We start from the raw sequence: 15,816 nt of genomic DNA, 5'->3' as shown, positions 1-15,816 counted from the left end.
TCCTAGACTGTTCGGGTGCCATCAGGCCGCCGGCCGGCCCGTGCTCGGTGGGTACCAGCGCTTGTAGCTCAATTGGATAGAGCATCTGACTACGGATCAGAAGGTTGGGGGTTCGAGTCCCTCCAAGCGCGCTGAGAGCCACGGCATCCCGCCAGCGGCATGCTGAGCGGCGGGAGCACCATGACGCAGCGCAGGATCGCAATTGTCGGTGGCGGAATGTCCGGGCTGGGTGCCGCGTGGGCGCTGAACCATCACCCCGACCGGTTCGACTTCGTTCTGTTCGAAGCCAACGATCAGCTCGGCGGCAACGCCATGACGGTCGATATGCCCCAAGCCGACGGCAGCACGATCCCGTTCGACATCTCGGTCACGGCGTTGATCCCGTCGGTGTACGACCACGTGCTGCTGCTGTTGGAGCGGTTCGGCATCCAGCGGTTCGACACCAAGTTCAACTACAGCGTGAAGTACCAGGGCGGCACCTACGCCCACGACTTCGACTCTGACATCAGGGCTGAACTGGCCCCCGAGATTGCGAAGTTCCAGCGCCTGCTCGCTCGCCTGCACTCATTCGGGCGACTGACCCGCGCCCGCTCGAAGCTCCTCAATGCCCTCAACCCGTTCAACTACATCAGCATGCGCACCGTGCTGAACGTGGGCGGCTTCTCGGCCGACTTCCGCTACAAGGTGCTCAAACCCATGTTTGTCAACTTTCTGATGGCGACGAACGTGTTCGACATGCCCGCAGCGCTGTTTGCCAGGTATCTGGAGTTCTTCGACATCGAGTCCGCTACGCCGATGCAAACCTGGGACCAGGGGACCCGGCGCATCTACGAGAACCTGTCCGCGGACTTCACCGACAAGATCCGCCTGAGCTGTCCGGTCCGCAAGGTGTACCGCCAGCAGTCCGGCGTAATCGTCGAGGATGTGTCTGGCGCCCGCGAATCGTTCGACGAAGTCATCTTCGCCGCCAATGCGAACCAGACGCTGATGATGCTGGACAAGCCCACCACGCTGGAGCGCTACCTGCTCTCGTCGGTTCGTTACGAAAGCGAGCTCCACAACCATGTGATTGTGCACTCGGACCCCTCAGTCCTGCCCGACGACGAAGTGCAGTGCCTGTCCACTCGTACCAACCATGTCTCCCAGTACGGAGCACGGCCAGACAATTACGAGCTCACCTACATCATGGGTAACCAGCAGCCGTGGGCTCACGGTTCGGATCGGCCATGCTTGGTGACGTATAACCCGATCACTCCCATCGATCCCGGCCACGTCGTGAAGCGCTGGTGGTTCCAGCACATCGTGCATGACGTCCGCCACGTGGCACTGCTCGTGCCGCTCTTCCGCTTCATCCAGGGCAAGCGCCATAGCTGGCACTGCGGGGCGCACACGCTGGTCAACAGCCAGGAGACCTGCTTCGTGACCGGGCTCGCCGTTGCCACCCAGATCGGTGCCGACTACCCCTTCGACGATCCCGCTGCCCGCGAGGTCTTCAACTACTACGGCAGCATCCTGTACGGCTCCCGATTTCGCAAAGCCACGGCGTAGCTGACCGCTTGACCAAGTGCGTGACAGCAGCCCGCCTCAGCGGCCCCGCACATCGCGCACCGCGACGCCAGGCCCCAGACCGATGATCAACAACAACACGCGCCAAAGGTCAACAGCCACAGAGATCCTTCCGAATCGGGGCTATAAGACACCTCCGATTCTCGGGGATCCCTCCCTATCCAGCCGGGACCCTCAAACGCTCATCCCACGCGGAAACAGGGAGCTCCGTGAACCCCGCGTAGCACTTGGCAATCGCTCGAATCGTTCGCGCGACATGAGCCGCGGCGGAGCCTGAATCGAATCTCGATTTGAATCAAAACAACCGTAGAATAGTGCCTCTTGCAAGGCGATCAATCTACCTGCTATGTTGCAGCCAGGTCGCGAATATCGTATCGCGAGTTGAGTTCACAGAAGGAGCGAACAGTGTTGAATCTAAGGCTGAGGAGCAGGGGTGATCCCCTCGGAAACTGGTGGTCAATGAACGATCGGCGAACTCGAAGGCGAGTTCGCCTTTTGCTTTTGGCGACCATCCTCGTAGCGGCTATGTTGCCCGCCCCGATGGCTGCTGCCGAATCCGACGGTCCTGATGGGCCAACGGCCCAGTCCCCCAGCGGGCCTGTCGGTGCGACGGGTGTTGACGACGCTGATGAATCTGATGGAGCGCTGTAGAGGATGGCAGCACAGGTTGCGGTCGCCTACGGCGTGGATATTGAGACCGCATTGGCGAGACTCAAGCATCAGGAGGCGGTCGCACCGCTTATCGCCAGTTGGCGTGAGTCCTACCCACAATCTTTCGGCGGTGCGTACCATGCGGCAGACTTTTCTGCTCGTACTACCGTGCGATGGGTTGGGCAGGTACCGGTCGAGCTTCGCGCTCAGGTAGCCGCGCGAGCTGTTGCCATCGAGTTTGACACGTCCGCCGAGGTATCAGAGTCTGGTCTGATTGCCAAGGTAGAGCAGATTTTTGCCGCTGTCGGCAAGTTTGATATCGGTGAATTCTCGACTTCTCCTGACATTCTGCGTGGACAGGTAGTCGTGGCCGTGGCAGTCGACGAAGGTAAGGCCATCGCAACTGAGATCACCGATGCGATACGTGAACTGGAAGCTCCAACGATCGGTACCAGCGTCCAGTGGACTTCGGAAGATCTGCTTGAAACGAGCACCGCATACGGCGGAACTGAAACACAGTTTCCGAATACTTCGGAGCTCGCATGCACATTGGCGTTTGCAGTTCAGCGGGGCAGCACGAAGGGGATTCTCTCCGCTGGGCACTGCCCGGACAATCTTGACTACGTGGATCCCGTAGATGGCTCTGAATCGTCACTGACCCTTGAAACGGAATACGAGGGCTACTACGGTGACTACGCTTGGTATTCGACCTCGGAGTCCGTTGTTGCACAGTTCTATACGAGTTCTTCGTCTTCGGGTCGGCGTTTCGTCACTGCCGTGAAACCTCGTAGCCAGATCAATATCGGCGATACGTACTGCTTCTACGGAAGACGTACAAATCGCGACAGTTGCGGTACTGTCAAGTACACGAACACATGTCACAGAGGCAGGATCACTCAAGTATGCAATCAAGTGCGTGTACGCAATGTCTACGGCCGCAGGGGTGACAGCGGAGGCCCATGGTATGTCGCTTCCACTGTGGTCGGGATTCACAGAGGCTGCTTTGGCTCCGGGTGTGGGGACAGGAGCATTCGGCAGGATCAGAGCTTCACGCCGGTTACGTTGGCTGAAGATGGTCTCGGAGTATCGGTCCTTACTCGGTAATGAGCTGTTTACGGCGAGGGTGTCGCCTTCAACGCTCGCGCTCTGGTTGGCGGATACTTGTATACTTCGTAGCTCTTGTAGCCAGTGCATTAGCAATTGGTAGCGCGTGTACAGCTGTACTGCGAAGTCTGTCCAAGGGTCCGCCGGATCTGTTCGTGGGGGTGGAAGACAAGTCGCTGGCTGAAAACACGGCCTATTTCAATCCACTACAAGTTCGAATCGACATCGGATCAAACTGTATCGTCGGCCATGCTCGTGACGGCTCAAAATCTCTGCTGCTCTTCGAGGTCGGGCGAGACCTCGTTGCATCTAGCAGTGAACGGCGCATCACACAGGTGTTCAAGCCCGACACGGCCCGTTGGCAGCAGATGGGAGCCGAACACGCAGGCTCGACTTCGCAAACCGGTGTCGAGCCACAGAGTTCACTGGAGGCACGGCACGTCGTACCAGGAGGCATGGTGATTCTCCGCGATGCCGAAGGCTTCTGGATCGACGAACATGGTCATGACCCGCTGACCGAGGAGCTTGTCTCGGTGGGTGACGTTATATCCGGCGAGATCATGCTGGTCTCCACTCGGCCCTTCGTTCCGCACCAATTGAAGTGGGTCACGACGCCTCACCCTGAGTGCGAGGACTTGCCGTACGCATATGTCCCGCTCAGTTATCCCTCATGACGGAACGAGAAGAATCACTCTTTCTTACTCGGGTGTCCGTTTTCGACATCCGCCTCTCGTGGTCCGTGCATCGCGAGATGGGGCCAGTGTCAGCGGCGCCATTCATGATAGTTTTGCAAGCGCGACGAATTCCGCGATCTGCGTGCCATCAGTGGTGACAGAAACCACCCACATACGATTCTCATCCGACGAGGCAATCTGGTGGTGCATAAGGAGATGTGCTACTTTGCCGACCCACCCGCCGAGCGCGTTCGCAAAGTAATCAAAACTGGGAGAACTCTGCCTTAAGGGGTTTCGGGCGTGCAACAGTTCGCCCAATTCTCTGTGGGCTGCCCTGCATTCGTCTTTGGTGAGCCAGTCACTCTCGGGGCGGACTACCAGCTCTCCTCGGAACATCGGATTGTCGTCGAGACTGGCGGGTGGCTCATTCAGTACGAGCGGGACAGGCCAACAATCGTGGGGCAGCCTATCGTCGAGGTTTGAGACGATCTGTTGGGGTCGCCATGCACGGAGGACCTTCTCGTCGGCATTGAAGTACTGCCCATTGGCAACTAAGGGTCCGCCAGAAGTCAAGTCGCGTGGTCTGCGCTCGGGAACCATGCGTAACTCTTGGTAATCACACGGATCGGTCGCGCGACTTGACCCGCGGCGGACCCTAAGCATGCGTAAACGATATTTTCCAGCATCATGCGTACCTGGAGGCCCGCCGTTTCGAGCCAATGATTGTCATGAGCAACGGCGCTGTCCAAACATCGAAGGAATTCGTGACGACGACGCGTATCGTTCATGAGGTCTTGATACTGATCGCAAGCGACAGCGCTTAATCTTGTATCATGCATGGCAATAGTCTATCTGCTTCAATCTTGACGAAGCTCACCGATGGATGCGACAATCCAACGACGATGACCGGATTATCAGTGCCACCGCCATCAGAGGAGGCATTCGGTATGATATTGAGGCTGTCGTTGGATGAATGTGAACACGAGCCCGCCCTCGAAGCCTTCGACGAGCGGTCCCGCGAGCTGTGATCTGAAGACCTGTTATCCTCCTGAGGAAGCATTTCCTCGGGGAGTGCGCGCTGATGAGCAGCAGGATTGAGTGCGACTATCTCACGGCAATAGGGCGCAATCTGGCACCTGTTCCGCGGTCCGGCGCTGTCAAGCGCTTCGATTCGCCGGCGGTGCGAGTTTGCGACCCGCAGCATCCTGGTGACGCATGAGAGTGCGTCGAGTCTGGTGGCCCCGTTCCGGAGAAAACACGAGGATTCCATTTCATACGATCAGATGTTTGCAATTGGAGGTGTACGTGTGTATGCTTCTCTCATGTTTACCGAGCGCTGCGCCGAGAGTTTGCCCGACGGCAATTCGGCCGTCATTAACCCGAACTCGGCTGGCGTCTCTGACGTTGGTGATCCTCCGGCGGTGGCGGTTGATGATCAGGCCTATTGGGTTGAGTTGAACCGGGCGGCGGGCCGGGAGCGGGCTGCTGCGGCAGGCGCGGAGCGTGGCGCGTTCATTGATGCTGATTGTGTGTCGGAGATGGGCTTGGAGTTGTTGGCGCATGACGATCTGGTGGACCGTGTCGTGGAACTGGCCGCCGAGCGGTCCCGCGCCGAGGCGCGGTTCTTGGCGGCGGTGGGCGAGTTGGTGTGCCGTGACGGGGCGCGGTCGGCTGCGTGGCAGCTGCGCGAGCACACCCGGATGAGTACCGCGCAGGCTCGCAGCGAAGCTCATCTCGCTGAAGCGCTCACCGAGCATGCACTGGCCGACACGTTCGACGCATTGGCGGCGGGCGACATTCAGGCCTCTCACGCGAGGCTCGTCGCCCGGGAGGCCCCCAAGGAGCACAAGCTCGACGAGAGCGACCTGCTGGAGCTGTGCGAGGCGTACCCGTCGGACATGATCGCTCGGCGCACGCTCGACTATCGGCGTCAATACGAGATCGAGCAGGTCCAGGCCCAAGCCGACAGCGGCGACATCGACCCCGCCGACGCGGAGCTGGCTTTCCAGCGCGCCGAGCGTCGCTGCTCGCTGGTGCTCGGCGATGACGGAATGTGGCATCTGCGTGCCGACTTGGACTACCTCGCCGGCCGGCAGGTGAGCATGCAGCTCGCTGCGGCCGAGCGAGCTGTGCGCCGACGCGATGACGCAGCCGGCGACAGTTTCGCTCAGCGCAGCGCCGACGCGTTGTGCGACCTGATCCTGGGCCGTCAGCGTCCGGGGGCCAGCTTGGTGATCGCCGCCGATTACGACTTGGTCACCGGGCAGGTCGCGAATGCCCGCCTCGACGACGGCACGCCGCTGTCAGCGGCACAGCTCGCCGAGCTGGCCGCTGACGCCAGGATCCTGCCTGCGGTGTTCAGCAGCGACTGGAGCCAGCTCGCCTTGGGCCGGGTGCGCAGCGCTTCTGAGGCGCAGCGGATCGTGCTGGCTATCCGCGACGGCGGCTGCATCGCGTGCGCGACCCACTCAGAACGCTGTCACGCCCATCACATCGACCACTACGAGGACGGCGGCGACACCGACATTGCGAACCTCGCCAACCTGTGCGAGCCGTGCCACACCGACCACCACCAACGCCACTGGCCCATCGAAACCCCACCCGACGGACGACCCCGACGGGCACCCCCCCTACAGCGGCCCGACCCGACGCCACCCGCCGACCACAACACCGAACCGCTCGGCCGGCCGCCGCCTGGCGACCGAGTCGGCCAGGCAACGCCCGGTGACCGAGTCGGCCAAGCACCGCATGGTGACCGGCCTAGCCGGCGACCCCCTGACGACCGGCTCGACCGAACGCCACCCGCCGACCGCAGCACCGAACCGCCCCATCGAGACCCGACCCGATCACCCGGACCTCTCCGCGCACCGCACCACGAACCAGCAACCGCAGCCTGACCATCACCCCGATCGGTTCGACATCCGACGGTTCGACACCAAGTTCAGCTACAGCGTGAAGTACCAGGGCGGCACCTACGCCCACGACTTCGACTCTGACATCAGGGCTGAGCTGGCCCCCGAGACTGCGAAGTTCCAGCGCCTGCTCGCTCGCCTGCACTCATTCGGCCGTCTCACTCGTGCCCGTTCGCCTGCGCTCGTTCGGTCGGCTGACCCGTGCCCGCTCGAAGCTCCTCAATGCCCTCAACCCGTTCAACTACATCAGGCGGACTACCCCTTCGACGATCCCGCTGCCCGCCAGGTTTTCAACTATTGCGACAGCATCCTGCACGGCGCTCGCTTCCGCAAAGCCACGGCCCACCTGGCGGTCCGCCGCTGTTGGTCGGCGGGTGTATTCCTCATCGGATCTGGCACGAGAATCCCCCTGTTGCCACGGGTGCGGGGCTCGGCGTGGGTGGGTGCCACGATGCCGTCGGCTCTGAGTCTGCTGCTCCACACTCAGATTCAGCGTGGGCGACTACGGATCGTGCTTGAAAGCACCCGGATTTCGACCAGGACGGCCGATTGCCGAGACGCCAATGCGGAAGTGCTGATCGCACACGGTGACGATCAGCTCCGCGGCGCGATCGTCCAGTTCGGACGGCGGGTTGTCGATGAAACATGTTCCATCGGCCAGCGGCGACCCGTCAATCGATGGTGACGACAATGCGCACATTTCGGAAACACTGCGCACAAATCGAGCCGTTTTGGAAAGCGCTGTGGAAACGTGTTGTGCGCAGGCTGAGTTTGCAGTTCGCGACGCAAACAGGCACCTATCTAGGCTCACGGCGTGGACACCGTGCCGGGCGCTTGGGACTTCTGGGTTGATCGCGGTGGCACGTTCACCGACGTAGTGGCTCGTCGACCCGACGGCAGCCTCGTCACCCACAAGCTGCTGAGCGAGGATCCGCGCCGGTACGACGATGCCGCGACGACTGCCATCGCAGACCTGCTGGATGTACCTCGCGACGAACCGCTGCCGCCCGACCGGATTCGGTCCGTGAAAATGGGAACCACGGTGGCCACCAACGCGCTGCTGCAGCGCCGTGGCGTGCCGACCCTGTTCGTCACTACGGCGGGGTTCGGCGATGTGCTGCGCATCGGGTACCAGACCCGACCGCACCTGTTCAAGCTGGACATCGTCCTGCCCGAGATGCTCTATGCCGAGGTGCTCGAGGTCTCCGAACGCGTCGCGGCCGACGGCACGGTGCTGTGCCCGCTGAATCTGCCGGCCGCCACGGCTGCCATGGAGGCGGCTCGTGAGCGCGGCATGGAGGCGGTGGCCATCGTGCTGGTTCACGGTTATCGGCACACCGACCATGAGGCGGCGCTGGCTGGGGCGGCACGTGAGATCGGTTTCGAGCAGGTCTCGGTGAGCCACGAAGTGGACCCTCTGGTCAAGATGGTTCCTCGCGGCGACACCACCGTCGCCGACGCCTACCTGTCACCGATCCTGCGTAGCTACGTCGACGCCGTGGCGTCGAGGATCGGTACAGCCGACGGGGTGGCGTCGAGGACCGGCAGTGGCAACGCTGCGCAGTGCGACGGCAGTGGCAACGCTGCGCAGTGCGACGGCGGCGGTGATGCTGGGCAGTGCGACGGCCCGCAGCTGCAGTTCATGCAGTCCAACGGCGGCGGTGATGCTGCGCAGTGTGTTGGCAGCGGCAACGCTGGGCAGCGCGTTGGCGGCGGTGATGCTGGGCAGTGCGACGGCCCGCAGCTGCAGTTCATGCAGTCCAACGGCGGCTTGGCCGATGCCCGGCGCTTTACCGGGCGTGACGCACTGCTGTCAGGCCCAGCCGGCGGTGTCGTGGGCATGGCTCGCACCGCCCAGGCAGCCGGGTTCGAGCGGCTGATCGGTTTCGACATGGGCGGCACATCGACCGATGTGTCGCACTTTGCCGGTGAGTTCGAGCGGGCGAACGAGACCGAAGTCGCGGGCATCCGCGTGCGTACCCCGATCATCGACATGCACACGGTGGCAGCCGGCGGCGGCTCGGTGCTGGCCTTCGACGGCAGCCGCCTGCGAGTCGGCCCCGACTCGGCTGGAGCCGACCCCGGACCGGCCTGCTACGGCAACGGCGGCCCGTTGGCCGTCACCGATGCCAACGCGGTGCTCGGCGTGATCCGGCCCGAGTACTTCCCTGCGATGTTCGGCACCAGCGGCACCGAACCGCTCGATGTCGACGCAGCCGCCGCCGGTATCGCCGAACTGGCCGAGCAGATTGCGGAGTCCAGCAGTGTGCGGCGCAGCACCGCCGAGGTGGCGTTCGGCTACGGCGAGATTGCTGCGGAGAACATGGCCAACGCGATCCGCAAGATCAGCACCGAGCGCGGCCACGACATCACCGCCTACACGCTTGTGTGCTTCGGCGGAGCAGGCGGGCAGCATGCGTGCCGGGTAGCCGATCGGCTCGGCATCACCACGATCTTCATTCACCCTCACGCCGGGGTGCTCTCCGCGCTGGGCATCGGACTGGCCGATGTGACCGACTTGCGTGCCGAGCCTGTCGAAGCCCCCCTCGACGAGGCGCTCATCGAGGATCTGCACCGTCGACTTGCCGCTGCACGCCCCGCCGCCGCCGAAGCGGTAGCCGCTGCAGGTGTGCCCCCCGAACGGATCGAGGTGACCGGACGTCTCGCCGTTCGGTACCGAGGCTCGGACACCACGCTCGAGGTGCCGTTGAGCACGGCTGCCATGGGGGCGGCGTCATCGGGTACGGCTGCCATGGGGGCGGCGTCATCGGGTACGGCTGCCATGGGGGCGGCGTCATCGGGTACGGCTGCCATGGGGGCGGCGTCATTCAGCACGGCCGCCGAGGTGGCCGCGGCGTTCGCGGCTGCACACCGGACGAGGTTCGGCTTCAGCCCGCCCGGAGGGGCGAACTCGGCAACGGCGCTGGTGGTCGATGCGCTGCACATCGAGGCGCGAGGCCGCGCCGCCGATCCGCCTCCCGCAACACCTCCTGCTGACGACCGCGACGCGCTGCTCGCCACGCACACCACCTACATGAGCGCAGGCGGGACCCATATCGGTGACGAATCGCCACGTAATGACCCTTCCCCTCACTCCTGCGCCCCCTACGAGACCCCGTTCTGGGATCGCACAGCGCTGGCACCCGGCGCCGTCATGGCCGGCCCGGCGGTGGTCGTCGAGCCCAACGCCACCACGGTGATCGAGCCGGGCTGGCAGGGCACGATCACCGACCGTGGCGACCTCGTGCTCGAACGCGTCGTGGCACGACCGTCGAGCATCGCGATCGGCACCAGCGTCGATCCGGTGCAGCTCGAGATCTTCAACAACCTGTTCATGAACATCGCCGAGCAGATGGGCGTCGTGCTCGAGCACACCGCGGTGTCAGTGAACATCAAGGAACGGCGCGACTTCAGCTGCGCGCTGTTCGATCTCGAAGGCCGGCTGGTGGCCAACGCCCCGCACTTGCCGGTGCATCTCGGCTCGATGAGCGAGTCCATCCGCACGGTGATCACCCAGAACCCCCATATGTCGCCTGGCGATGTCTTCGTGCTCAACAACCCCTACAACGGCGGCACGCACCTGCCCGACGTGACCGTCGTGCGGCCAGTCTTCGATGCGTCGGGCACCGAGCGCATCTTCTATGTGGCCGCCCGCGGCCACCACGCCGACATCGGCGGCTGCGTGCCCGGCTCGGCGCCGGCCGACTCCACGACCATTGACGAGGAAGGCTTGGTCCTCGACAACCTGCAGATCGTCGCGGAGGGCCGATTCCTCGAATCCGAGGTCCGCGAGGTGCTTGCCAGCGGCCCGTGGCCGGCCCGCAACCCCGACCAGAACGTCGCCGATCTACGAGCCCAGGTGGCGGCCTGCGAGCGTGGCGCTACCGAGCTGAACCGCATTGTCGAGTACTACGGCCTCGACGTCGTCCATGCCTACATGGGCCATGTCGCCGACAACGCCGAAGAGATGGTGCGGCGGGTCATCGATGCGCTCGGCAGCAATGACAACTTCCGGGGCAGCTATCGGGCCGAGCTCGACGACGGCAGTGTCATCTGCGTCCGCATTTCGGTTGACTCTGCGAATCGCAGCGCGGTGGTCGACTTCACCGGCACCAGCGGCCAGCACCCTGGCAACTTCAACGCCCCGGTGGCGGTGTGCCGATCGGCAGTGCTCTACGTGTTCCGCTGTCTGGTCGACGATGCCATCCCCCTCAACGCAGGATGCTTGCGCCCACTGGAGCTTGTGGTGCCCGATCCTTCGATGCTGTCGCCCCATCCTCCGGCCGCGGTCATCGCCGGCAACGTGGAGACCTCCCAGCAGATCACCGATGCGCTGTTCGGCGCTCTCGGCGTTGTGGCGGCCTCGCAGGGCACGATGAACAACTTCATCTGGGGCAACGACCGCCACCAGTACTACGAGACGATCTGCGGGGGAGCGGGCGCGACCGCTCGCCGTCGAGGTGCCGACGCCGTGCACACCCACATGACCAACACCCGGCTCACCGACCCTGAGATCCTCGAGCAGCGTCACCCGGTGCTGCTCGAACGGTTTGAGGTGCGCCGCGGGTCTGGCGGGTGTGGTGCGAACCGGGGAGGCGACGGCGTGGTGCGGCGTCTGCGCTTCGGCGAGGCGATGACAGCGAACCTGCTGTCGAGTCGCCGCCGGATCGCTGCGTTCGGCGTGGCCGGCGGCCAAGACGGTGCGCTGGGCCGCAATCTGCTCGAACGCGCCGACGGCACCGTGACCGAGCTGGAAGGGTGCGCCCGAGTGGAGGTCGCCGAAGACGATGTGATCGAGATCCACACACCCGGCGGAGGCGGCTTCGGTTCGGAGTTCGCTGCGGACGCCTCTGAGCGCGGTGGTTACGCGTCCCATTGCGTCAACCGTTGACCCATGACACGAAGCTGCTGCGGATCGGCGGCGTTGACGAGGCTGGGCGCTGGGGCCAGAGCGGTCGATGAGCGCCAATTGCCCGGGTATGGGCGACAAGAGCGGGCAGCACTGCGCGAAGCCGTGGTTGCCCATCGGAAAGTGCAACAGTGGCACCGATGACTGACGCCTCGACACTGTTCACGCCGCATCGAGCCGAGCTGGTGGCCAAGATGGCCGACATCGGGCCGGCGTTCTCGCAGCGTGCCCCGGCCTACGACCGCGATGCCAGCTTCCCCCATGAGAACTGGGCCGACTTGGCGGACGCTGGCTTCTTGGGCCTGTGCGTGCCCACCGAGGCCGGCGGGCTGGGCGCTGACTTCGTGGGCTATGCCTTGGTTGCCGAAGAGATGGGCCGGCATTGCGCGACCACCGCGCTCACGTTCAACATGCACACGGCAACAGCCCTGCTGTCGGGGCCGATTGCCGAGGCGCTGCTGTCAGGTGAGCGCGGCAGGCAGCTCGACCCCGATGGAGCCATGGCCGCCCACCTCGCGAGGACGCGCCCGCCCCTGTGGGAAGGAATGGTGCACGGCCGCGTCATCCATTCCCAGCCGTTCTCCGAGGGTCAGGCACCGGGTGCTCGATCAGGCTTCAGCACCGTCGCGGTGCCCACCGAGGGCGGTTACCGCGTCACAGGTCGCAAGATCTTCGCCTCGCTGAGCGGTGCCGCCCACGTTCACAATGTGCTGGCTCTCGTCGAGGGCGACCCCCGCATCCGGCTGCTCGGCGTGCCGTGCGATGGGGACGGTCTCGAGATCGTCGGCGACTGGGACCCCATCGGCATGCGCGGCACTGACTCGCGCACCCTGGTGATGGACAACGTATTCGTGCCCGCTGCCAACGAAGTGCTGCCGCCGGGCATGTTCAACGCAATGGTGTCTCGCTTCCCGCAGTTCTACATGAGCCTGACGTTCAGCTATCTGGGGCTGATGCGGGCCATCCTCGACGCCACCCGCACGTACCTGCGCGGCGAGTCCGGCGTGAAGGCATCGCGCGATCATCCGATCAAACAGACCGGCTGGGCGCAGCTGCAGCTCATCTACGACCGGGCGCAGTCCCTCACCTACCGCGTGCTCAGTGAGATCGGCGCCGACCCCGATCCCGAACAGCTGCGTCGGGCACACGTGGCCACAGTGACCACCATGGAGAGCGCCCCCGAGATGGCGTCGCTCGCAATGCGCACCTGTGGCGGGCGGTCGCTGCTGCGGCCCGGCCGGCTCGAACAGCACTACCGCGATGCACGCTGCGGAGCCACCATGCTGCCGTGGAGCACCGAGGAGCTCCTGGTACGCCTCGGCCGCAACGGCCTCTACGACGAACCCGCCGACGCTGGCTAGGCCAAAAGTTTGCCGACTGTGTCCCGGCTGATAGCTACGATGTGGGCGGCACACACGACGTGTCGTGAGAACGGGATCCGGCCGGTGGTCAGAGCTATTCCGGTAGCGCGGGCGGTCCCGTCCCGTGCCGAACTTACGAGAGCGTGGTTGCCCGATCAGCCTGATTTTCCATCCGGACAATTCATGCGACATCAGGCACGTTCGTCACAGCAACGTAACGTTGCATGTGGAACGCCGCCGGCGCCGCCGGCGTCATCTGAGTTGATGACCAAAGCACCCAAACACACCAGATCCAAGCCTGCCAAGGCATGGCGCTTGCTCGCAGTGCTGGCTGTTGCGGGCCTGCTTGCGGCGGCCTGCGCAAGCGACGCCAATGACGGTGCCGTCGACGAGCCGTCGCTCAGCACCTTGGGGCCTGCCGTCACCAGCGGCACTGCGGACGGTGCCGGAGATGACCCCGCTGACGGTGCCGGTGCGGACACTTCGTCCGCCGGAACCGAGCCAGGCGACGATCAACCGCCGCAAGCCAGTTCGGCGTCAGACAATTCGTCGGGCGTCGACGGATCGGCTGACGACGCGGTTGACGACGCAGCTGCGGGGGCAGGCGGGGCGGTGCCCGCGGGCGCTGTCGGGGCTGCGGCGCTGCGCCAGTTCGGCGAGTGCGATGCCGTGCTCGGCTACGTGCAAGAGCACGCGGCTGCGGCGGTCGGCCCATGGGGTCTCGACGAAGACGGCTTCGGTGGGGAGATGTTCGAGCAAGCGGCGGCGACTGCCGATGATGCTGCCATCGACGGCTTGGTGCCCCAGCCAGGCATCGACTACAGCACCTCCAACGTTCAAGAATCCGGCATCGACGAGCCCGACACTGTCAAGACCGACGGTCGGCGCATGGTGGTCGCCAACGAGAACCGGGTGCACGTCGTGGATGTCACCGGTGCCGAGCCGGCGCTGATCGCTTCGGTGCAGCTCGACGAGCAGTGGGTTTCGAGCCTGCTGCTGCACGGCGACCGCGTGCTCGTGTTCGCCTCGAAGTGGGACGTCATCGTGCCCTTCGCCGAACCCGCCGACATCGAGCCCGATATCGAACCAGACATCGAGATCGACATTCAGCCGGGGCCGGGCTCGGGCCCCACGACGGTGATCGTGGAGATCGACCTGAGCGGGGCCACGCCGACGGTCGCAAGGCAGCTCGAAATCGAAGGCAACTACATCGGCGCCCGCATGATCGACGGCGTAGTGCGGGTGGCCACCACCTCACGACCGACTGCGATTCGGTGGGCTGTCCCCCAATCCGGCGATACCGCTGCGCAGGAACGCGCCACAGCAGCGAACCGTGAGGCCATCGCCGACACGACGATCGACGACTGGCTGCCGCGATTCGTCCTGAGCGACGCCTCCGGCACCGCTGTTGACGGCGGCCGTCTCGTGGGCTGCGACCGCATCTGGATCCCTCCGCACCATGGCGGCACGGGCACGCTCAGCGTCACCACCATTGACATCGCCGCGGACGGTCTGGCGGGGCCGATGGATGCTGTTTCGATCATGTCCGACGCCAGCACGATCTATGCCTCGCCGGATCACCTCTACGTGACCACGAGCCGCTGGCACGACTGGCGGATCTCCCCCGCGGGCCCCCAAGACGACTCAGCCGTCGAGACAGAGATCCACATGTTCGACACCACCGGGCGAGCCGCGAGCAGCTACGTCGGGTCGGCGACAGTGCGGGGCGTGGTGCTCAACCAGTACTCCATGTCCGAGCACGACGGCCACCTGCGGATTGCGACCACCACCACTCCGGCGTGGTGGACCTGGCGCGACGATGCCAGCAGCACTGCGTCGGAGAGTCTTGTGACAGTGTTCGCCGTCGGTGATGACGGTTTGGCGGAGGTCGGCCAAGTCGACGGTCTAGGCGTCGACGAGCGAATCTTCGCCGTGCGCTACCTCGGCGATATCGCTGCGGTGGTGACCTTCCGTCAGGTCGATCCGCTCTATCTGCTCGACCTGTCCGATCCGGCCGCGCCCGTCGTGCGGGGCGAACTGAAGATCACCGGTTATTCGGCGTATCTCCATCCGCTCGGCGACGACCTGTTGCTCGGAGTCGGCCAGGAGGCCACCGACGAGGGCTTCACCACGGGCACCCAGGTGTCGCTGTTCGACATCGCCGACCCCGACCGGCCACAGCGCATCGCCCAGTGGACCGCCCCGGGCGGGCACAGCCATGTGGAGTTCAACGCGCACGCCTTCTTGCACTGGCAGCCGAGCGACCTTGTTGTGCTGCCGCTGAACCAGTACCCGTTCGACGACAGCAGCGACGAGCCGCCGTTCCTCGGCGCCGTGGCGCTCGGCACCGCACAGCGGGACCTCACCGAGCGCGCACGCTTCAGCCACGCCGATGCGCCGCAGCGCAGATGCCGCGAGTCACGCGAGATCCTCATCCGACCCGACGGCAGCGAAGAGTCCGGCCCCTGGGAGCGCTACTGCTGGTTCGACAACGACTGGCAGGCGCAGGTGACCGCTAGCGCGGTGGTCGGCGACCGGCTGTATCTCGTCTCCAACGAGGCGCTCGAATCGATCTCGCTGGAGTCGCTGGAGCGTGTCGCGCTGCTGGCGTGGGAGCGTTGATCGCAAATCTCGGGCGT

At 64.5% G+C, this 15,816-nt stretch carries 7 protein-coding genes and 1 tRNA gene; all 8 read left to right on the top strand.

What is annotated here, in order from left to right; translation table 11 throughout:
• The first annotated feature begins 57 nt into the window (after positions 1-57).
• Positions 58-131 (top strand) — tRNA-Arg (locus ACOOF5_RS06035).
• A gap of 49 nt (positions 132-180) precedes the next feature.
• On the top strand, positions 181-1,548 hold the full coding sequence (locus ACOOF5_RS06030) for an FAD-dependent oxidoreductase (RefSeq protein WP_420437600.1): 1,368 nt from the start codon (positions 181-183) through the stop codon (positions 1,546-1,548).
• Between the two features lie 672 nt (positions 1,549-2,220).
• Positions 2,221-3,321 (top strand): hypothetical protein, encoded by a 1,101-nt coding sequence (locus tag ACOOF5_RS06025; RefSeq protein WP_420437598.1) that lies wholly within the window; start codon positions 2,221-2,223, stop codon positions 3,319-3,321.
• A 161-nt stretch (positions 3,322-3,482) separates the two neighbouring features.
• The gene (locus tag ACOOF5_RS06020) at positions 3,483-3,995 is read left to right on the top strand and encodes a hypothetical protein (protein WP_420437596.1); all 513 of its coding nucleotides are present in this window, start codon (positions 3,483-3,485) and stop codon (positions 3,993-3,995) included.
• A gap of 1,322 nt (positions 3,996-5,317) precedes the next feature.
• Positions 5,318-6,892 carry an HNH endonuclease gene (locus tag ACOOF5_RS06015; RefSeq protein WP_420437594.1) on the top strand — a complete coding sequence of 525 codons (1,575 nt, stop codon included), beginning with the start codon at positions 5,318-5,320 and terminating at the stop codon, positions 6,890-6,892.
• Positions 6,893-7,721: 829 nt separating this feature from the next.
• The gene (locus ACOOF5_RS06010; RefSeq protein ID WP_420437592.1) at positions 7,722-11,798 is read left to right on the top strand and encodes a hydantoinase B/oxoprolinase family protein; all 4,077 of its coding nucleotides are present in this window, start codon (positions 7,722-7,724) and stop codon (positions 11,796-11,798) included.
• Between the two features lie 158 nt (positions 11,799-11,956).
• Positions 11,957-13,177: an acyl-CoA dehydrogenase family protein gene (locus ACOOF5_RS06005; RefSeq protein WP_420437590.1), complete on the top strand. Its 1,221-nt coding sequence runs from the start codon at positions 11,957-11,959 to the stop codon at positions 13,175-13,177.
• Between the two features lie 264 nt (positions 13,178-13,441).
• Entirely contained in the window at positions 13,442-15,799 is a 2,358-nt protein-coding gene (locus tag ACOOF5_RS06000) for a beta-propeller domain-containing protein (protein ID WP_420437588.1), read from the top strand.
• The last annotated feature ends 17 nt before the right edge of the window (positions 15,800-15,816 follow it).

The sequence above is a fragment of the Candidatus Poriferisodalis sp. genome, from assembly GCF_965214215.1.
In the GTDB taxonomy this organism is placed as follows: domain Bacteria; phylum Actinomycetota; class Acidimicrobiia; order Acidimicrobiales; family Poriferisodalaceae; genus Poriferisodalis.
Note: the sequence above shows the minus strand (reverse complement) of the source record. Positions and strands in the feature narration are given on the sequence as shown.